This is a genomic window from Fretibacter rubidus, assembly GCF_041429785.1.
GTDB lineage: Bacteria > Pseudomonadota > Alphaproteobacteria > Caulobacterales > Maricaulaceae > Fretibacter > Fretibacter rubidus.
This window is the reverse complement of record NZ_CP163423.1, coordinates 232,374-251,096: the sequence shown is the minus strand read 5'-3', so window position 1 is coordinate 251,096 and position 18,723 is coordinate 232,374. Positions and strand designations below refer to the sequence as shown.

The following is an 18,723-nucleotide window of genomic DNA, read 5'->3' as shown; positions in this document are numbered from 1 at the left end:
ATGTCTGATTGGCTAAAAAAATACGAAGCAGATCGCGATGCGTTGATAGAAGCGCATGCCTATGACCCCGCCCATGAGCGGGCCAATTGCGGTGTCGGCCTTGTCGCCTCTATCGACGGCACGGCGCGGCGGGACGTGGTGGAGAAATCCTTGCAAGCGCTAAAGAATGTCTGGCACCGCGGTGCGGTGGACGCCGACGGCAAGACAGGGGACGGCGCAGGTATCCGCCTTGATATCCCCCAAGAGTTTTTTAAAACCCAAGTTGAACGCACAGGTCATAAGCATAAAAATGCCAAAGTCGCTGTCGGCATGATTTTCATGCCGCGCACAGATTTCAACGCCCAAGAAGCGGCGCGCACGATCGTCGAGTCAGAACTTCTGCGCGAGGGGTTTTATATCTACGGCTGGCGGCAAGTGCCAATTAATGTCGATATCATTGGCGACAAAGCCAAAGCCACCCGCCCCGCCATTGAACAAGTCCTGTTCCGTGATCCCAAGGGCCGCAAAGGCGACAAGCTAGAGCGTGAGCTTTATATCGTGCGCCGCCGCATTGAAAAGCGCGTGATTGAAGAAGCCATACCCAGTTTTTATGTGTGCTCACTGTCTATTCAGACAATCATTTATAAAGGCATGTTCCTCGCCGAAGATATTGATAATTTCTATCCTGATTTGAAAGACGAGATCTTTGTCTCGCGCGCGGCGATTTATCATCAGCGTTATTCGACCAATACTTTCCCGCAGTGGTGGCTGGCGCAACCCTTCCGTATGTTGGCCCATAACGGCGAGATTAATACGGTCAAAGCCAATACAAATTTCATGAAAAGTCATGAGATTAAAATGGCCAGCTCTGCCTTTGGCAAACGCGCGGGTGACGTCAAACCCGTTATCCAAAAAGGCAGCTCTGATTCTGCCGCCCTTGATAGTGTGTTTGAGTTGCTCGTGCGCGCGGGCCGCTCTGCGCCCATGGCGAAAACGCTGCTCATCCCCGAAGCCTATTCAAAGCGCGGGGACTTGATGCCTGATAGCTGGCGCTCTCTTTATGAATATTGCAACGCTGTGATGGAACCATGGGACGGCCCAGCCGCTGTTGCGGCCTATGACGGGCGCTGGTGCATGGCGGGGCTAGATCGAAACGGCCTGCGCCCTCTGCGTTACGCCATTTCCAATGACGGCATTTTGGCGGTCGGCTCTGAAACCGGCATGTGCCCGATGAACGAAGAAGACATCATCAAAAAAGGTGCATTGAAACCTGGGCGTTTGATTGCGGTCGATCTTGATGAAGGCAAATTTTACGACACCAATGAGATTTTGGATAAGCTGGCGGAAGGTCGCCCCTATGCCAAATATCTTGAAAAGGTCGTTAATCTTGACGAGGCGCTGGGCGGCTCTGAACCTGACGCTAGTTTTGACGGTGACGCCTTGGCGCGCCGGCAGCGTTCATGCGGACAGACCCTAGAAGATGTTGAATTAATTCTAGCCCCCATGGCCGAGGACGGCAAAGAAAGCATTGGCTCTATGGGCGATGACACGCCCCTGGCTGTCTTGTCTGATATTTATAGGCCCCTGTCGCATCATTTCCGCCAGAACTTTTCCCAAGTCACCAACCCGCCGATTGATCCCTTGCGCGAAACACGGGTGATGGGTCTGAAAACGAGGTTCCGTAATCTACGGAATATCCTCGCCGAGGGTGAAGTCCAGACAAAAGAAATGTTAGTGCTGGATAGTCCCGTCATGACCAATGGTATGATGGACCGGTTTTTGGGATTGGTGAACACCAAAGCCCGCGTCATTAATTGTACGTTCCCCGTGCCGGACATCACCGCCCGTCCCGGTGCAGGTTTACAAGCCGCGCTCGATCGTATCCGTCTAGAGGCTGAACAAGCTGTGAAGGACGGGATTGAAAATATTATTCTCTGTGACAAAGCCGTCGATGCAGATAACGCTGGCGTGCCGATGATTTTGGCGGTTGGTGCACTGCAAACGCATCTGGTAACCAAAGGACTTCGCAGTTCGTGTTCCATTCTTGTGCGCTCAGCCGAGTGTCTTGATACGCATTATTTCGCCGTCTTGATTGGCGCGGGGGCAACAGCGGTCAATGCTTACCTCGCCCAAGACGGTATTGTGAACCGCGTCAAACGCGGCCTGATTGATGGCAGTGTTGATGAGGCGGTCGCCAATTATAAAAAGGCCATCGAAGGCGGGCTTTTAAAGATTATTTCCAAAATGGGCATTTCGGTTATCTCGTCCTATCGCGGCGGTAATAATTTCGAAGCCCTAGGATTATCGCGCACTTTGGTCGGGAACTATTTCCCGGGCATGACATCGCGCATTTCCGGCATTGGCCTGAAAGGAATCGAACGCACCTTATTAAAGGCGCATGAAACCGCCTATGCCCCCGGGGTTGTGACCCTGCCCGTGGGCGGTCTTTACCGTGTGCGCGCATCGGGTGAACGTCACGCTTATCAAGCCGATATGATTCATATGCTCCAAGAGGCTGTGGGGCGAGAGGATTATGAGCTTTATAAAAAATACGCCGCTGTCGTGAACGGACAAAAGCCGATTCAAATTCGCGACCTTCTGGATGTGCAACCGCTTGGCAAAGCTGTGCCGCTGGACCGCGTACAATCGGTCAATGAAATTCGCCGCCGTTTCTGTACACCCGGCATGTCGCTGGGCGCGTTATCACCCGAAGCGCACGGCACATTGAACATTGCGATGAACCGCATTGGCGCAAAGTCAGTGTCTGGCGAAGGCGGTGAGGACCGCGCGCGTTACAAGCCCCTGCCCAATGGTGACAATCCAAACTCCGCCGTCAAGCAAGTGGCCTCGGGTCGGTTTGGCGTCAACGCTGAATATCTCAACCAATGTCGCGAGATTGAAATTAAAGTCGCCCAAGGCGCAAAGCCGGGCGAAGGCGGGCAGCTGCCTGGCTTTAAAGTCACGGAAATGATCGCCAAATTCCGTAACGCCACACCGGGTGTTACGCTGATTTCACCGCCGCCACATCACGATATTTATTCCATCGAAGATTTGGCGCAATTAATTTATGACCTCAAACAAATCAATCCGATTGCGCGCGTCGCCGTTAAGCTCGTCGCCAGTTCAGGCGTAGGCACAATCGCGGCTGGCGTCGCCAAAGCCAAAGCCGATATCATCCTGATTGCGGGTCATAACGGCGGCACAGGGGCCTCGCCCAACACCTCGCTAAAATATGCAGGTATCCCGTGGGAGCTTGGCCTGTCCGAGGCGCATCAAGTTTTGACGCTGAACAACCTGCGTGATGACGTGACATTGCGCACGGATGGTGGTCTGAAAACAGGGCGCGATATTGTGATCGCGGCCATGCTGGGCGCCGAAGAATACGGCATTGGCACGCTGGCGCTGGTTGCTATGGGCTGTATCATGGTGCGGCAATGCCACAGCAATACATGCCCTGTTGGGGTCTGTGTCCAGAACCCGGCGCTGCGTGAGAAGTTCACGGGCACACCGGAAAAAGTCATTAATCTAATCTCCTTTATCGCCGAAGACGTGCGCGAAATCCTCGCCTCACTTGGCGCGGAAACGCTGGACGATATTATTGGCCGCACAGATCTTTTGGCCCAGGTTAGCCGCGGGTCTGAACATCTGGACGATCTGGATCTAAATCCAGTCCTCGCCCGCGTTGATAACCGCCCCGTGAAAGACACGCGCGAGCACCGCGTCGCTGTGCCTGATACGCTGGACACATCCATCATCGCTGACGCGCAGCAATTATTTGAACGTGGCGAGAAAACGCAACTCACCTATGCGGTGCAAAATACACACCGCGCTGTGGGCACGCGTACCTCAAGTCATATCTACAAAGCCTTTGGCGCAGAGGGGTTGCCGGCTGGGCAGCTCACCGTGCGGCTTCGCGGCTCGGCGGGGCAATCGCTGGGCGCTTTTGGCATGTACGGATTGCGCATCGTCGTTGACGGTGACAGCAATGATTATGTCGGCAAAGGCCTGTCAGGGGCCGAGATTTGGGTCTCCCCACAAGGGCGCACAAAAATCGACGCCCATCAATCGGCCATTATCGGCAACACCTGTCTTTACGGCGCAACGGCAGGTAGCCTCATGGCGGCGGGCCGCGCGGGCGAACGGTTTGCGGTGCGTAACTCTGGCGCTGTATCGGTCGTCGAAGGACTGGGCACCAATGGCTGCGAATATATGACAGGCGGCACAGTCGTCGTTACAGGGTCAGTTGGCGATAATTTCGGCGCGGGTATGACCGGCGGCATGGCCTATATTTATGATAAAGACGACCAATTTGAAAAAGCGGTCAATCCCGATAGTGTCGTCTGGCGGCGGTTCGGCGCAGCCCATTATGAGGCGCAGTGCAAAGATTTAATACGCCAGCATTTTGAAGCGACAGGGTCAGAGTTCTCCGCCAATCTTCTCGCCGAATGGGAGTTAGAGCGCGGCAAGTTCTGGCAAGTCGTGCCCAAAGAAATGCTGACACGCCTTGCGGTGCCTTTGGAGGATGCGGCCTAAGGCTGCATCCGCGCTTGTTGTTTTGCAACATTTAACGGCGCACGATTTGCTGTCCAAGACAGTCCGATAGCAATTAAATTACTATCCTCTGTCGCGATCTCGACAGAGGCATCCGCGCGCCTATTGGATTGCTCAGCGCCATATAGCGCTCGATAAGCCCGCGAATTAATTCGCTAACGCTTCGCCCTTCGCTCTCGGCTATGTCGCTTAGTTTTTGTTTTTCATCCAGCGAAACACGGACTTCGATTTTCTCAGACTTCTTCATGGCTCTGGCCTCCTGATTTGAAAGCTAATCGCAAAGCGACACAGGGGGCAAACAAAACCCTGTCATGACGGACGCCTTTTGCGTCCTGACAAAACAGTCGCAATTCGGTCGCATTGTATTTTTGGCATCTATTGTTATGTGATAGCCATGAACAAACCCGCCCCTTTATGCGTCTATTACGACGGTGATTGCCCGATATGTCGTATCGAGGTGCGCTTTTATGAGCGCATCGACAAAGCGGATGTGATCAGTTGGATTAACATCACGCCGCTTTCTGATAGCGCGCTGCCAGATGGGAAAACACGCGAAGAGTTGCTGGGTAAGTTTCATGTTCGAGATGACGAAAACTGGCATATTGGTGTTGATGCCTTTGCCCGCATCTGGCGCGCCCTGCCCGGCTTTCGTCATTTTGCATTTTTGTTCCGTGTCCCAATTTTACGCCAAATGGCGATGGGACTGTATTTAGTGTTTTTGCGCTGGCAGCGCTGGCACAGAAAACATCGAGCCCGCGCCAGCGAAAGCCTCTGAGCCATCTAAAATCATATCTGCCATCACCGCGCCCGCACCCGCGCACAGCGTCCAACCCATATGAGCGTGACCTGCATTGACCCAAAGCCCCGGCAAGCCTGTGCGCCCGATGAGCGGTTTTCCCGTCAAGGACGCAGGCCGTTCGCCGCGCCACGGCGGCGTGATGGGCGCCCCCAAGGCCGCCCGCAAACCAGGGATTAAATCATCCCAAATCTCAATCAGGCAATCGGCACTCTCTTGGCCGACAGTGCCAGATAATCGCACTTGATTTCCGAACACCGTCAAACAAGACCGCGTGGCAAAATCCATCACGGGAATATCTGGCAAAGACAGAGTGTCCGGTTTTAAAAACGTCAGCGCGTAGCCGCCCACCGCCTTAATCGGCAAATCAAGCCCGACTTGCGCCGCGACTGACACACTCTGCGCCCCTGCGGCCAGCACGACGTGATCTGCGCCTATGTCGCGCCCCGCGACCGATACGCCGATCACCCGCCCTTGATGACGGCGAATTTTGGCTGCGTGACCCGTGATGATATCAACCCCCGCCTTGGTCAATTGCTTGGACAGGGCAAGCCCGTAATCACAGGCATCACCCGAGCTATCATCAGGGAACAGCAGCGCAGGGCGGTCACCCAGCACACCGCCCGCAGGTTGGCGGCGGTAATCAATACCCAAGCTATCATAGCGCGCTTGGGCGGCATTCCAGCTTTGCACATCGGCAAATAATTGCAGGCATCCTGACGTGCGCGCGTTCACAGAAACATTGCTCGGCAAACCCATGGATTTGGACTTTGCCGCAATCAACGGCGCGGAAAATTTCGCCAATGCCAAGACCGATTGCGCCGCATCATCCGCCAGATAATCAGACCCGATGACCGACACCCACGGGCGGGCTTGGGATAAATGCACCATACCCGAATTGGAAAAACTCGCCCCGCCCATGACCTGATGTCCTGCCTCTATCACAGTCACTTTCGCCCCAGCCAAGGACAGCGCGTCAGCGGTGGAGAGCCCAATAAGGCCCCCGCCGATTATGATGATATGTGGTGCATCTTTCACCATTGCCGCTTAGCGCAGGCATCCCAATTTTGCAAAGTGAAAGCCCTCAATTTACAGCAGATTACATCGCAGGCCAGACAGGGGCAGATAAGAATATTTTAACGCTGTTTGGATAGAGTCGTGCCAATTGGGGATAGGCATATTATGAAGTTCACGCATTTAATCAAAGCCGCCGCAGCGCTTGCGCTCTGTGCGGGTACGGCGTTTGCGGCCACCGTCGACCATCCCTATTTTCGCGCAGGGCCTGTTGTGATTGTGTTTGGCGGCAGTGATTTTCAAGAACAAGATTTCGAAGCCCCGATTGTGGGCGATTTCCTCCTGCTTGATAATGTCAGCAGCGGCACAGCAGCAAACGACATTATTACTGGCGATGTTTACGCCGTGAACTTTCCGTTTGATCCCATCCACGGCAGCGAGGCGGGCTGGCCGTTCGAGATTACCGGCCAGACATTCGGCGGGACCTATACATCCAACCCGTCCTTCCAAGTGCTGGACGAGAATGACAGCTATAGCGCCTTTGGCCTTGATGATGACACCGACATTGACCTTTTGGGGAACCAACAGCGCTTTGCCTGGTTTTTCGTCGCGAGCAATGCCGCCTTTGATATTTTCGCCCAAAGCAACAATCTGGTCGCAACGGGCGATTTTAGCGGGCTTGATTATGATAACATCCGTTACCGCCTCATCGTGCGGTCGCCCGCTAGCGCGTCCATTGGTCAAGCCTCGCAAAACCCTATACCCGGCGGGGCCGGCATTGTGCTGGGCAATAGCTTTAATGACACGCTGGACGACTTGTCGGGTGGGCCGGTGAAAGTCTTTGACGGTGGTCGCAAAACCGCCCGCATCCCCGGCACCATCGCGCAACAGGCGGTGGGATTTGCCAGCGTCTATAACCTGCGCGGCGCGTCGATCAATGGCAATAATTACGACTTTTCTATGGGTGTCGGCAATTTATCCGCGGACGTTATCTACACAATCTACGCGCCCTAGCCCACACAAAAGCCGCCCCAAGAGGCGGCTTTCGCTTTTTCAATCAATGGGTCTGTCCCAAGAATTTATTTTTGCATCAAAACGCGCGTGGCCGGATAAGGCGTTGTCATACCCGCTTTGCCGAGCGCTTTCATGATTTGCTCTGGCACGGAGTAACGGACGTCGAAATAATTCTCGCCATTTGTAAACGGACGCACGACCAATTCCGCAGAGCGCTCAGAGAGGGTTTCGACCTCCACAAAAGGAGCAGGCTCAGACACGATATGCGGGTGGTCAGCCAAGACTTTATGGATAACCTTTTTCGCTTTTTCGATATCATCATCATAGGCAACGTTGAATTTCATCTCCACACCGCGCACAGGGTGATGGCTGTGGTTGATGATTTTCTCGCCCCAAATTTTTCCATTGGGGATAATGATTTTTTGGTTATCAAATGTCTGCATATCGGTTGTGAACAATGTGATGTCCTCGACATTACCAAAGTGACCACCAGCATCGACAAAATCGCCAATTTTATAGGGACGGAAAATCATCAGCATCACGCCAGCCGCCAGATTTGACATTGCCCCTTGAAGCGCAAGACCGACCGCAAGACCCGCCGCACCCAAAAGCGCCACAATAGACGTTGTTTCAACACCGAATTGTCCGAGGATCGCGATAAACACAAAGGCCATAATGACCCAGCGCGCAATCGAGCCGAGGAAATTAAACAGCGTCTCGTCAAGCTGCGGGCTTTTTTTAGCCAGCTTCACAATGCCGTTTTTGACTTTCTTGGCAATCCAAGAACCAATGATAAAGATAACAAGCGCAATAAGAACCTTGGTTCCCATCGCGATACCTGTGCTCATATAAGAGTCGAGTCTTTCGGGGTTTAAAAATTTTGTGACGTCACTCACGGTATCGGTGACGTCTGACACCTGTCTTAGAACTGATAACATATTGGCCTCCCAGCATATTGAATGTTGATGCTTGGTAGGGAATTGTCCATGAACGCGAGTTGAACGCCGTTAACCCGCTGTTAACTATGATTTTTTGTAAGTTTTGGAGGCAAATTTATGGCGGACATGCGTCATTGGTCACGCCCATGAGTGTTTGGCATGTTGCGCAGGGCGGTGCATAGGACGGTGCACAAAAGAACGCGCTTAGTCATGCATTTTTCACCAAAGGTGAAATGTGCATAATGCGCGTTTTTTGCGGCCCTTATACGCGTTTTTATTTTTTTCTAATCCGGATGCAAAGGGGCCTGACAAACGCGCGTTATGTCCGCTGTTTCTACGCAGTGCATAAAATAAAATCGCGAGGCCCATTTCCAGTTCCAGGGAGTAAAGCACCAGCGCACCCGCCCCGTTAGGCCGTAGTCATAGATATGGCGCAGATAAGACGCGCGCCCTTTGACGCGGTAAATAATAGCGTTGAGTTCAGAGCCCCGCCGCGCAGGCGGCAAAGTGCGCCGGGACACCCGCAGCGCCGCCCGGCCCGAAGGCACATATCGGCGCAGCGGGTAAACAGTGTTAGGCTCAACACCCACCCCACCGCAGAGCAAACGCACCCAAAGCGCCATACGCGCGAAAAGCGCCCGCGCCAGACGCGCACGCATCAGGCAAAAGGATTGGGACAGCGATGGGCTTGCGGATGTCATAGTCACACATTAGCCGCGAGCGATATGACGGGGAGAGAATTGTGCGAAGGTATTTTTGTGTAAATTTTTACGTACCTTTACACTAAACAATTTCACGATGAATTTTTCTTACCATACTGACCTCATCGCTATTTAGCCCCTTATCTTTCGTGCCCTCATGGGCCCAACTGTTTCTCCAAGAATTGAACAGTGACAACCACTTTGTTTTTTCCGATTTACTATTAAAAGCTCCCAACCCTAGATCAATTGCAAATTCTTCCTGGAAAGTCTTAAATCCTTCTCGCCTTTCAGGGTGAGTCTTTGTCCAGTGCGCTTCTATAATTTTTTTATAGTCGGTAATAAAAAACTGTTCAGTCCAATCCATGTCTTTTACTGGTAGACCTTCTTTGTAGCTCTTTTCCTGTTGTTCTGATACGCGGCGATCACACTCCCTTTTTATAGAAGCAATTTCTAGTTCCCAGTTACTCCCATAAAGGCATTGAAGTTTAGAAAGAACTCTTTGTTTTAGCGCTCTCTCGATTTGAGTTCCTAGTTTTCTGGCTTCTTCCTGCAACACCTCATCTTGTCTTTCACGCCAGTCAGTCAATTCGCTGGGGTTATAATCTGGAAACTCTTGACTCACGAAGCTTTGAAATTTTCTCAGCCACAGCGTATCTGCTCCTTGGCCAAGCTTTTCAGTCAATTCACTTTCCTCTTCTTCGTCCAAGTTATCCAATTTCTCACACAGTGCTTTCAAGTATTTTCTCTGCGCATCTATGCGTTCCTCTGGTGAACTTGTTGGGGATAACAGACCTTTTTCAGACATAAATTTATTAAGATTAGCTATAAGTGAAATAAATCCGAAAGTTCCACGGTTCGAAAGAATATAAGTGTTAGTATTCCTTACACTTAATTGTTCAATTACAAAATCGTATGCAAGAGCGATGAAAGAGTATATTCGTTTACGGGCTCTTTTCATTTCTCTGTCGTGGTTTGTGTCATCGGAGTTATACAATGACACTTTCGCGGCACCTTCCGCAAATTTACTCTGGGTAGCTTTTGGAATTAATGAGGACTTAGAAAGGGCGTTCGCGAAAGGCTTAGACGAAAGTTCTGCCTTATCCTCGCCAATAGATAGGAGCCGGTAAAGTGGCGAACCTTCGGAAGTTGCTAATAATCTTATTACAGAAGACCTGAGGGCTTTCATTCGCGAGTCTAATCGCTCGGCTTGCCAAAATAGATCCTCCTCCAACGTAATCCTCAATGTTGGACTTACCGCTTTTTGGTTTTCGTTGATGTCCATAAACAATTTCAATTGAATTGTTGGGTCTAAGTTTTTAAATGCAACAACAGGAATTGTATTTGTTTCTTTATAATCCGATTGCGAATAACCATATAATCTGTGCTGGCCATCGATAAGATATGCAATTGCATAAGCATTGGGTATTTTAAGAATTCCATGCTTTGATTTCGATGATTTTGATTTTTCACTACTCTGAAATTCTAACTTATGTTTTTTTTCATTGAAATTAACAATTAACGAATTTGGGAAATAGCCTCCCCCGTTTATGAACTTAGAGATTCCATTCAGTCGACTAGGGACTAACAATCTTTGATATGTTGGAAGTTCAGCCTCATTTGCACGAGTTCTATGTAGCACAAATGACAATTTTAGAAGAGTGCTAGGTTCGATAGAAAACATATAATAGGTTTCGCCACCCATATTTCCCTGTAAAGCTGGCACTTCTATTTTCTCTTTACTGATAGATGTCCCCGAAAAAATCAAAGCGTGAAATTGATATTCCGCTGCACTTTTATATGATTTTATTAACCCTTGGACGTAATCGTATGTGCTGTCGGTGTACAAAAACGCCCCTGCTTCATATAATCTTTGTGCATCCGTCCCTTCAGGATCAATTTTTATGTTTCGAGTAGCGTAGATATACTTAAGTTTTCGATTACCTCCTAAAAGAGAAGTTGTTGACTTTCTAAAGCCGTCTATCTTTTGCCTCAACCCTTCGGACTCACTCTTTATCGTAGTAGATTTAGCTCGATTTCTTTTGGATTTACATTCAATGATTAAAATGGTTTCGGAGCTAACCGCTATTACATCGATTTGTTGAGATTGCCCTGCCCCCTTACCAAATGGCAGATGAAAGTTTTCATCAACATTAAGCGTACGAAACCCAAGATCGTACATTTGACACCAAATTTGATCTTCAAAAAATCTACTGTGAGACTTCGGCTTTTTGAGTTTGGTCTTGTACTTAAGTGGATCACCATCCTGTTCCCAATCATCCTCTAGAAGGTCATCAACCATACTATGGACGACAGATTGTTTATGATATCGGTCAGACTTAGCTCTATAAATTCGTTTAAGTTTTTTTTCATCACTAGTTAATTTGCTGCGCAACTCTGATAATTTCCCACCATCAAGATAAGACATTCAAACTTCCTTCGTCAAACAAACCTAAATCATTAAATGCGGCCTCCCATCCCATTCGAATAACTACTTCGGTTGTTTTGCCCCTATCAATCAACTGCCCTGCAATCAGACTATTCCTAGACACAATGTTAATTTTTGTATTAGGCAATTCTTGATATATCGAATGTATTGAAGGGTGGTTTGCATTAGTAATCGTGATCATGGCACCCCGACCTACTGCTCGAACTGCGGCATCCCGCAATCTAATTTGGTCTTCCCAACTAAAAATCTTCTCATTATATTGCACAAAACCATTCAAGTTGTGTTTTACCGTATAGGGAGGGTCTATGAATATGAAATCACCACTCTCGGCTAAATCAATCGTTTTTTCAAAATCTTGGCAAACAATCTGACCGCGACATAATAATTCTGATATTTCACAAAAGTTATCTGAAGCCAGAATAATGTTCTGTGACGTGCCAATTGGGACGTTAAATTGTCCCTTTGAATTTACTCTGTACAATCCATTGAAACACGCTCTATTTAGATATAGGAACTTTGCTGCCCTACCGTGCTTAGTACGGGGCAGAGAATCTCTCATTTTATAATAATATTCTTTTGAATGATTTCTGTGGTGTATCTTCAATCTATCGAAAAACTTACTAGCTTCGGTTTTAATTGAGTCATAACAATCGATCAAATCGGGATTAATATCTGAAATAATAAAATTGTGAGGCTTCATATTAAAGAAAACAGCTCCCCCACCTATGAAGGGTTCAATATACCTTTCATAGTTTTGAGGGTAAAATTCAAAGTGGCTATTTACCAGCCAACGCTTTCCACCTGCCCACCTCAAAAATGGTTTGCTCATAATATTCCCCACTATTTTCTCCACATTAACCTTTAGTTGTGCTGCATTGCAATACTAAAGCGACTACCCAACAAAAAAAGGGCCACCCTTTCGGATGGCCCTTCTTTATTCGGCTTGGCTTGGAGCCGCTTCGCGAGGGCTTGAACCCTCGCTCGCGGTCGTTTGGCGAATTGATCCTGCGGACCAATTCTCACAAACTACATCATGCCTCCCATGCCGCCCATTCCGCCCATGTCTGGCATACCGCCGCCGGCGGATTCCTTCTTAGGCGATTCGACGATGGCGGCTTCTGTGGTTAGGATAAGACCTGCGACAGAGGCGGCGTCCATCAACGCGGTGCGCACCACTTTGACGGGGTCGATGATACCGGCTTTGACCATATCAACATAGACGTTCATTTGCGCGTCATAGCCGTAATTGGCTTTGTTTTCAGCCAGGATATTCCCGACAACAACGGCGCCTTCGACGCCTGCGTTATCCGCGATTTGGCGCACAGGATATTGCAGCGCCGCTTTCACGATCTCGATACCCGCTTGCTCGTCATCATTAAGGCCTTTGACGTTGATGAAGCGTGACGCACGCAAGAGAGCCGTACCGCCACCGGGGACGATGCCTTCTTCAACCGCTGCGCGTGTTGCGTTTAGCGCGTCATCGACACGGTCTTTACGCTCTTTCACTTCGATCTCGGTTGACCCGCCGACTTTGATAACGGCTACACCGCCTGCGAGTTTCGCAAGACGCTCTTGTAGCTTTTCACGGTCATAGTCAGAGCTTGTCGCCTCTGCTTGGGCGCGGATTTGCTCGACACGGGCTGTGATGTCTTTTTTCTTGCCGTTGCCGTCAACGATGACTGTGTCGTCCTTCGTGATGTGGACGTGCTTCGCGCGGCCCAAATCTTTCAACGAGACGTTTTCAAGCTTGATACCCAGATCTTCTGAAATCACAGTGCCGCCTGTCAAGATAGCGATATCTTGGAGCATCGCTTTGCGGCGATCACCAAAACCAGGGGCTTTCACAGCCGCGATTTTAAGGCCACCGCGGAGCTTATTGACCACGAGTGTGGCGAGGGCTTCGCCTTCGATGTCTTCGGCGATAATCAAGAGCGGCTTGCCGTTTTGCACAACAGATTCAAGGATTGGCAGCATCGGCTGTAGCGATGTCAGCTTGCCTTCGTTCAGAAGGATATAAGGGTCGTCCATCTCGGCGCGCATTTTCTCAGCGTCCGTGATGAAATAGGGCGACAGGTAACCGCGGTCAAACTGCATGCCTTCGACAACGTCAAGCTCAGTCTCGGCTGTTTTGCCTTCTTCGACCGTGATGACGCCTTCATTGCCGACTTTGCTCATGGCTTCGGCGATCATTTCACCAATAGCCGCTTCGCCGTTGGCAGAGATTGTGCCGACTTGCGCGATTTCTGATGACTTGGAGATTTTCTTAGCTTTCGCGAGAAGGTCGCCAGCGATTTCAGATGACGCTTTGTCGATACCACGTTTTAGGTCCATCGGGTTCATGCCCGCTGCAACGCGCTTTAGGCCTTCGCGAACGATGGCTTGGGCGAGGACTGTGGCGGTTGTAGTCCCATCACCCGCTTTGTCATTGGTCTTTGATGACACTTCGCGGAGCATCATCGCGCCGAGGTTTTGGAACTTGTCTTCAAGCTCAATCTCTTTGGCGACAGACACGCCGTCTTTGGTTGTGCGCGGGGCACCGAATGATTTTTCAATCACGACATTGCGGCCTTTGGGGCCCAAAGTCACTTTTACAGCATTGGCGAGAATGTCTACGCCTTCCAGCATTTTTGCGCGGGCTTCTGACCCGAATTTTACGTCTTTAGCAGCCATGATAGCGCTCCTTAGATGTTAGTTTATGTGTGATGTTTTATTGAGACTTGGAAGCCGGTGCTCGAGCCGCGTTATGTCGGCGTTTCTTCGAAACGCTACAAACGCTTTTCTCTGCGCCTGCTTTGGATATTTTTCGCAAGGCGAAAATTATCCGAGCACGCCCATAATATCCGATTCCTTCATGATCAGCAGTTCTTTGCCGTCGATGGTGACTTCGGTGCCGCCCCATTTACCAAATAGGACACGGTCGCCTTTTTTCACGTCTAGCGCGACCAACTTGCCGCTCTCGTCGCGTGTGCCGGGGCCGACAGATACGACTTTGCCTTCAGACGGCTTTTCTTTGGCAGTATCAGGAATGATAATCCCGCCGGCCGTTTTGCTTTCTTCTTTGACGCGCTGCACAAGCACACGGTCATGTAGAGGACGAAATTTCATAGGTCTTCTCTCATATAATAAGGGTTATAATAACGCTTAGCACTCAGAGTACCCGAGTGCTAATAGCTGGCATATGGGCGGACGGGCGCAACCACGCAAGGGGGCAATGAGAAAAAATTTCTAGCATATGGAAAATTATGGCAACACGCACAAATTAGCTTGAAAATTGCGCGCATTCAGCGCCGAGTACCCGTGGCGTTACTGAAAATTTGAAACCAATATTAGTTTAAAATCTTCAATATTTTGCGAGGCTTTATCCTGTGCCACGAGCAGGGATTGACGCTGACTTGATGCCATATAACCGTCTTCTGTGACCCGCTCGGCGAAATCCAGCAAGAAGGCCGTTCTAGCATCGCTTTTCGCAACATATAAATCTAGATATAACGCTGCGATATCGCCTGCCATACCCGTACGGGTAATATGACGATTAGCATCGAATTGATCAAGCGCTTTGAGTGCATCAGCATAGTTTTGACCTATGCTAATACGTTTTTCCCTATCACTCTCTTTGTGGAATTTACGATAGGGAAACATCTCTTCCAGATATGGGACCTCCGCTTCAAAGATTGCAAGTCGTAGCGCCTGACGGTTTTTCTCTGCTGCCATGCGGCTATTTAAATTTGCACTCTTTAACTGGCCTGATGCCTCTAAATCTTCTTTGAGGTTCTCAAGGTCGATAACCTTTCTCCTCTCGGTTCTAGATATCGGTTTCAATAGCGCTCTTTTCATATCAATAATGCGAATTTCGCTTAAGACCGCTGTATATAACATAGCATTTTCAATCGTCGTACTACCGTCAAGCATATCGTAAAAACGATAGATATCTTCTTCTGATTCATCCTGAAACTTTATTGCTACCCGCCGAAGTCCGCTCATCTCCTCTGCACTCACAATTCCATGCTTTAACGAGTCCAGCATCAGTTCACTCTGCTCAATTAAAAGATTTGTGCGCTCACGCAGAGCAATTTGATAAAGAATATAGTCTTTCGCGCCGTGTTTATTGGCCACAATGTCAGCCGGCGTCAGTTGATAACCCAAAAACTGCTCCCAAAGCGTGACCCCTAAATCAACGGGGACAACATAATCTTCTAACGCAGGATTGTCATTGGATAACAAAATACGGGCTTCTGTATCGCGTGGGGTGAAATCGTAAATGTTCACACCATCCGCGATCGTGTATTGTTCAATTACGCCAATAATATTTATTTTGCCATATTCAGGCTTAAAGGTCGCAAAAGTCTGGTAGTTAAGGCTCATCTCTTTTTGATAAGGTTTGCATCCAATGGCGGAGATTGCCATTTCATCACGCCGCGTAATGCGGGCAAGATAAAGCTGGTCTTCAATATCGGGGCCGCCCACTGCACTGTCAGAATTACGCTTAATTTCAAAATCAATAACCGGAGACCAAGTCAAAGCCTGATTATCAAAAACAGACAATTCAACGTACATTTGTTCGCATGATGTACTGCGCTCAGGTTTGACATATAAACCAATAACCGTACCCTTCTCGTCATCTAAAACCGAGGCAACTTGATCGGCGATAGACACTGTTATTATTTCAACTGGATCAGGGGGCGCGCTTTGCGGACTGCACGATGTCAAAAAAAGCCATGCTGCGGGCAATAGAGCAAAATACGTTTTCATGATTTTGTAAAGCATAAATATCGGTTCGGAACAAGACTGTCCGGGACAACTTAACGCAGTGATAAATTTCTTGGTGAAAGTTTAAAAATCGCGCCGATAAGGGTCAGTGTCCACAAGGTAATCTGGCGCGCTTGGGTCGAGCTTAAACGTCACCAAGTCAGGTACAGTTACCTTATGCGCGATACCGACTTTTTTAATCACGCGACCCAGAACCGCTTTGACATAACGCTCGCGCGGGCTGGCCTCCCAATAGCTGGGGTTGGCGCCAAATTTTGCGCGCAAAGTCGCATTGGCAATCATGGCGGCATTGCGACGACCCGATGCAACTGTCGAATATTCCGTGGTGACTGATACGCAAAAGGTCTTATTGTTCACGCGGTGCGGTTGGTTCATCGGCCATGTCAGCGCGGTGCCCGGCTCTAGGTCGATTACTGTTGCAGAGGCGTCAAATTCCGGCGTATAGGGCAAATCGTCTTCAAGCGCATTGGACACAGCCGCCTCATAAGCCCTGTCAGGAATAAAGTCAGGCGTCAGCGGATAAAGATACATCGTTTTCTGCCCGCGGATATGCCACAGGATGGTTTCCGTCTTATCAAAATGATAGGGCACTTTGGCAACGGGGCTAGAGATTAAAATACCGCCATTGGCGTTAAAGGCTTTGTTGCCCGTGCGCTCTGATATGCCGGCATACATCGCGTCCAGCACCTCTTTATATTCAGGATGAACGTTCATGGCCCGACGGACATTCACCCAGACTTTGCCCGCTTTGGCGGCGTCTAAAATAACTTTACCGCCCGCATCACGAAAATCACCCGTGCGAAATTTATTCGGATAGAGCGCGTGATTGGGGTCCCCCATGGTGCAAACATCAAGCATATGGGACGGATGCTTATCCAGCAGAGCAATCAACGCGTCATCTGTGAACAGGCCTGTGCTGTTTAAATCATGGCCAAAGCTCATGATATCTTTTTGAAAGCTCTGCGTATGGCTCTCTGTCCAGTTCGTTAATAGTGTCATTTCCAGCTCCGTTTAGGGGTTGGGCATAGCAAAAATTGATTACTTAAATATTGGCGGCGCGCCTGTGATGGGGCCGACGAAAGATAATTTTAAGAACATAGTAAACAGATCCTAAAAGAAACAAGCCACCAATCAGAAGGCCAAGGTTCGTTGCCATTTCGCCGCGCAGTCCCCACTGGCTGTCAAAACCGCTGAACATCGCGCCAAGGCTGGCCCCAATAAGGGTCATACCCAGCAGGCACATCACGATGAAGGGCCCTGTATTGGGATTGCGGCGACGCTTGAGTGTTCCCGTCTTGCCACCCGCTTTGATGAAACGCTCTGCACTGTCTTTGGCCTCCGCGTTATCAATCGTTGCGTCATTATATCCTGGATTGGCATCGAGGCTTTGTGACGTTGTGCTCTGCGCTTCAGTCTCTGAGCCCAAGCCATCTGACTTAGCACTGTCTTGAGCCTTCATATAATCCAGTCGCGATAACGGGCTATCATTTTGCGCGCTCACAGGTCTAATTGCCCCCTTACGCCCTGTGAAGGGCACCACTTTAGACGGTTGCTCTGTTATCTCGGGTGCATCAATAAGTTGCTTGGGCAAATCTTGGCCTGCATTGCGGCGTGGGCGCGCGATTAAGGCGTCCAGACGGTCACTGACTTCTGCGGCGGCCTCTGCGATGGGTGATGGTTTATCAGAGTGCGGCGTGATGAGAGGTTCAATATCACGCTCATAGTCACTGTCATCAAAGTCACCGTTGTCAAAATCACCGTTGTCAAAATCAGTGGCATCAAAATCCTCGTCATAGACTTCTGATAATGTCAGCACACCCGCAGGGCCGTCTTCGCGGCGGCGCGACGGCGTGAAATCGCGGTAAACGGTGACGTCAGCTGCGCCTGCAACAACCCCGCTGTCCGTGTTGCCATGATCACCAAGCGGACCGTAAGTGCTAGCCCCAATCAGATCTTCATCCGCGCGCGGCGGCAGGTCGAGGCGCGGCGCGAGGGCCAAAGCTTTCTCTGGTCGCAGAAACAAAATCTTTTCAGCGGTCCGGCGTCGCACAAGCGCGTCGATTGTGTAAATCTGTCCGTTAATCTCGCTGTTGCGCCATATGTCAAAGCCGTTAGCTGCGTCCAATATACGGCCATTATTCGTGGCCGCCACAACGTCAGAAGCGAGAAACGCGTCTGTGCCAATGTTAAAGGCGAGCGAGACAAGCGCGTCAAACTGCCCTTGGGTCAGCGGCGCAAAAATATGGTCATTCACAAGCGCCTCATAAGGAGCCAAATCATCCCGCAGCAGGCTCTCCGCCTCTTCGCGGGACACAGATAGGCTTTCACCTTTGGCAACCGCATGACCATAGCCTGCGACACGGCGGCCCGTATCAAGCTGTCGCGCATCAGGACGGTAACCCTCATAAGATTTAATCAGCTTTAGGCCGACATCAGATATATGAAATTGGTGACGCATAATCGTTCCAAACCAGGACAAAAGAAATTCTCTTGCTTGAACTTGCAAAGATTGGGCCG

General features: G+C 49.9%; 14 protein-coding genes. 3 read left to right on the top strand and 11 right to left on the bottom strand.

The genetic code is table 11. The annotated features are described in order from the left end of the window. On the top strand, nt 1-4,512 hold the full coding sequence (gltB, locus tag AB6B37_RS01140; protein WP_371397056.1) for a glutamate synthase large subunit: 4,512 nt from the start codon (nt 1-3) through the stop codon (nt 4,510-4,512). A 73-nt stretch (nt 4,513-4,585) separates the two neighbouring features. Here the strand turns inward: gltB and AB6B37_RS01135 are convergent, their stop codons facing one another. Then, nucleotides 4,586-4,777: a ribbon-helix-helix protein, CopG family gene (locus tag AB6B37_RS01135; protein WP_371397055.1), complete on the bottom strand. Its 192-nt coding sequence runs from the start codon at nt 4,775-4,777 to the stop codon at nt 4,586-4,588. Nucleotides 4,778-4,924: 147 nt separating this feature from the next. Between AB6B37_RS01135 and AB6B37_RS01130 the strand changes: the two genes are divergently transcribed. Then, nucleotides 4,925-5,305 (top strand): thiol-disulfide oxidoreductase DCC family protein, encoded by a 381-nt coding sequence (locus tag AB6B37_RS01130; protein ID WP_371397054.1) that lies wholly within the window; start codon nt 4,925-4,927, stop codon nt 5,303-5,305. On the opposite strand, the gene AB6B37_RS01125 is transcribed toward AB6B37_RS01130, so the two are convergent. After that, complete coding sequence (locus AB6B37_RS01125; RefSeq protein WP_371397053.1) at nt 5,240-6,367, bottom strand: NAD(P)/FAD-dependent oxidoreductase; 1,128 nt, start codon at nt 6,365-6,367, stop codon at nt 5,240-5,242. The genes AB6B37_RS01130 and AB6B37_RS01125 overlap by 66 nt on opposite strands. Before the next feature lie 141 nt (nt 6,368-6,508). Here AB6B37_RS01125 and AB6B37_RS01120 point away from each other — a divergent pair, with 141 nt between their 5' ends. Continuing rightward, nucleotides 6,509-7,354, top strand: coding sequence for a hypothetical protein (locus tag AB6B37_RS01120; RefSeq protein WP_371397052.1), 846 nt, complete (start codon nt 6,509-6,511; stop codon nt 7,352-7,354). Between the two features lie 65 nt (nt 7,355-7,419). Here the strand turns inward: AB6B37_RS01120 and AB6B37_RS01115 are convergent, their stop codons facing one another. The 9 genes from AB6B37_RS01115 to AB6B37_RS01075 all read right to left on the bottom strand — a co-directional run bounded on the left by AB6B37_RS01115 (nt 7,420) and on the right by AB6B37_RS01075 (nt 18,664). After that, nucleotides 7,420-8,292, bottom strand: coding sequence for a mechanosensitive ion channel family protein (locus AB6B37_RS01115; RefSeq protein ID WP_371397051.1), 873 nt, complete (start codon nt 8,290-8,292; stop codon nt 7,420-7,422). Nucleotides 8,293-8,576: 284 nt separating this feature from the next. Further along, entirely contained in the window at nt 8,577-8,993 is a 417-nt protein-coding gene (locus AB6B37_RS01110; protein WP_371397050.1) for a hypothetical protein, read from the bottom strand. Between the two features lie 82 nt (nt 8,994-9,075). Then, entirely contained in the window at nt 9,076-11,418 is a 2,343-nt protein-coding gene (locus AB6B37_RS01105; protein ID WP_371397049.1) for a DGQHR domain-containing protein, read from the bottom strand. Then, nucleotides 11,405-12,268 carry a DNA adenine methylase gene (locus tag AB6B37_RS01100; RefSeq protein ID WP_371397048.1) on the bottom strand — a complete coding sequence of 288 codons (864 nt, stop codon included), beginning with the start codon at nt 12,266-12,268 and terminating at the stop codon, nt 11,405-11,407. Before AB6B37_RS01100 ends, AB6B37_RS01105 begins: the two co-directional genes overlap by 14 nt. Nucleotides 12,269-12,465: 197 nt before the next feature. After that, the gene (groL, locus tag AB6B37_RS01095; protein ID WP_371397047.1) at nt 12,466-14,109 is read right to left on the bottom strand and encodes a chaperonin GroEL; all 1,644 of its coding nucleotides are present in this window, start codon (nt 14,107-14,109) and stop codon (nt 12,466-12,468) included. Nucleotides 14,110-14,256: 147 nt separating this feature from the next. Next, nucleotides 14,257-14,544 carry a co-chaperone GroES gene (locus tag AB6B37_RS01090; protein WP_371397046.1) on the bottom strand — a complete coding sequence of 96 codons (288 nt, stop codon included), beginning with the start codon at nt 14,542-14,544 and terminating at the stop codon, nt 14,257-14,259. 198 nt (nt 14,545-14,742) lie between these two features. Next, nucleotides 14,743-16,203, bottom strand: coding sequence for a hypothetical protein (locus AB6B37_RS01085; protein ID WP_371397045.1), 1,461 nt, complete (start codon nt 16,201-16,203; stop codon nt 14,743-14,745). 66 nt (nt 16,204-16,269) lie between these two features. Beyond that, nucleotides 16,270-17,205: a hypothetical protein gene (locus tag AB6B37_RS01080; protein WP_371397044.1), complete on the bottom strand. Its 936-nt coding sequence runs from the start codon at nt 17,203-17,205 to the stop codon at nt 16,270-16,272. Between the two features lie 43 nt (nt 17,206-17,248). Beyond that, nucleotides 17,249-18,664 carry a lysozyme gene (locus AB6B37_RS01075; protein WP_371397043.1) on the bottom strand — a complete coding sequence of 472 codons (1,416 nt, stop codon included), beginning with the start codon at nt 18,662-18,664 and terminating at the stop codon, nt 17,249-17,251. Nucleotides 18,665-18,723: the final 59 nt, after the last annotated feature.

Excerpts from the sequence above, each read along its gene's own strand:
- gltB (WP_371397056.1), top strand. The coding sequence starts at position 1 with ATGTCTGATTGGCTAAAAAAATACGAAGCAGATCGCGATGCGTTGATA.
- AB6B37_RS01135 (WP_371397055.1), bottom strand. The coding sequence starts at position 4,777 with ATGAAGAAGTCTGAGAAAATCGAAGTCCGTGTTTCGCTGGATGAAAAA.
- AB6B37_RS01130 (WP_371397054.1), top strand. The coding sequence starts at position 4,925 with ATGAACAAACCCGCCCCTTTATGCGTCTATTACGACGGTGATTGCCCG.
- AB6B37_RS01125 (WP_371397053.1), bottom strand. The coding sequence starts at position 6,367 with ATGGTGAAAGATGCACCACATATCATCATAATCGGCGGGGGCCTTATT.
- AB6B37_RS01120 (WP_371397052.1), top strand. The coding sequence starts at position 6,509 with ATGAAGTTCACGCATTTAATCAAAGCCGCCGCAGCGCTTGCGCTCTGT.
- AB6B37_RS01115 (WP_371397051.1), bottom strand. The coding sequence starts at position 8,292 with ATGTTATCAGTTCTAAGACAGGTGTCAGACGTCACCGATACCGTGAGT.
- AB6B37_RS01110 (WP_371397050.1), bottom strand. The coding sequence starts at position 8,993 with ATGACATCCGCAAGCCCATCGCTGTCCCAATCCTTTTGCCTGATGCGT.
- AB6B37_RS01105 (WP_371397049.1), bottom strand. The coding sequence starts at position 11,418 with ATGTCTTATCTTGATGGTGGGAAATTATCAGAGTTGCGCAGCAAATTA.
- AB6B37_RS01100 (WP_371397048.1), bottom strand. The coding sequence starts at position 12,268 with ATGAGCAAACCATTTTTGAGGTGGGCAGGTGGAAAGCGTTGGCTGGTA.
- groL (WP_371397047.1), bottom strand. The coding sequence starts at position 14,109 with ATGGCTGCTAAAGACGTAAAATTCGGGTCAGAAGCCCGCGCAAAAATG.
- AB6B37_RS01090 (WP_371397046.1), bottom strand. The coding sequence starts at position 14,544 with ATGAAATTTCGTCCTCTACATGACCGTGTGCTTGTGCAGCGCGTCAAA.
- AB6B37_RS01085 (WP_371397045.1), bottom strand. The coding sequence starts at position 16,203 with ATGCTTTACAAAATCATGAAAACGTATTTTGCTCTATTGCCCGCAGCA.
- AB6B37_RS01080 (WP_371397044.1), bottom strand. The coding sequence starts at position 17,205 with ATGACACTATTAACGAACTGGACAGAGAGCCATACGCAGAGCTTTCAA.
- AB6B37_RS01075 (WP_371397043.1), bottom strand. The coding sequence starts at position 18,664 with ATGCGTCACCAATTTCATATATCTGATGTCGGCCTAAAGCTGATTAAA.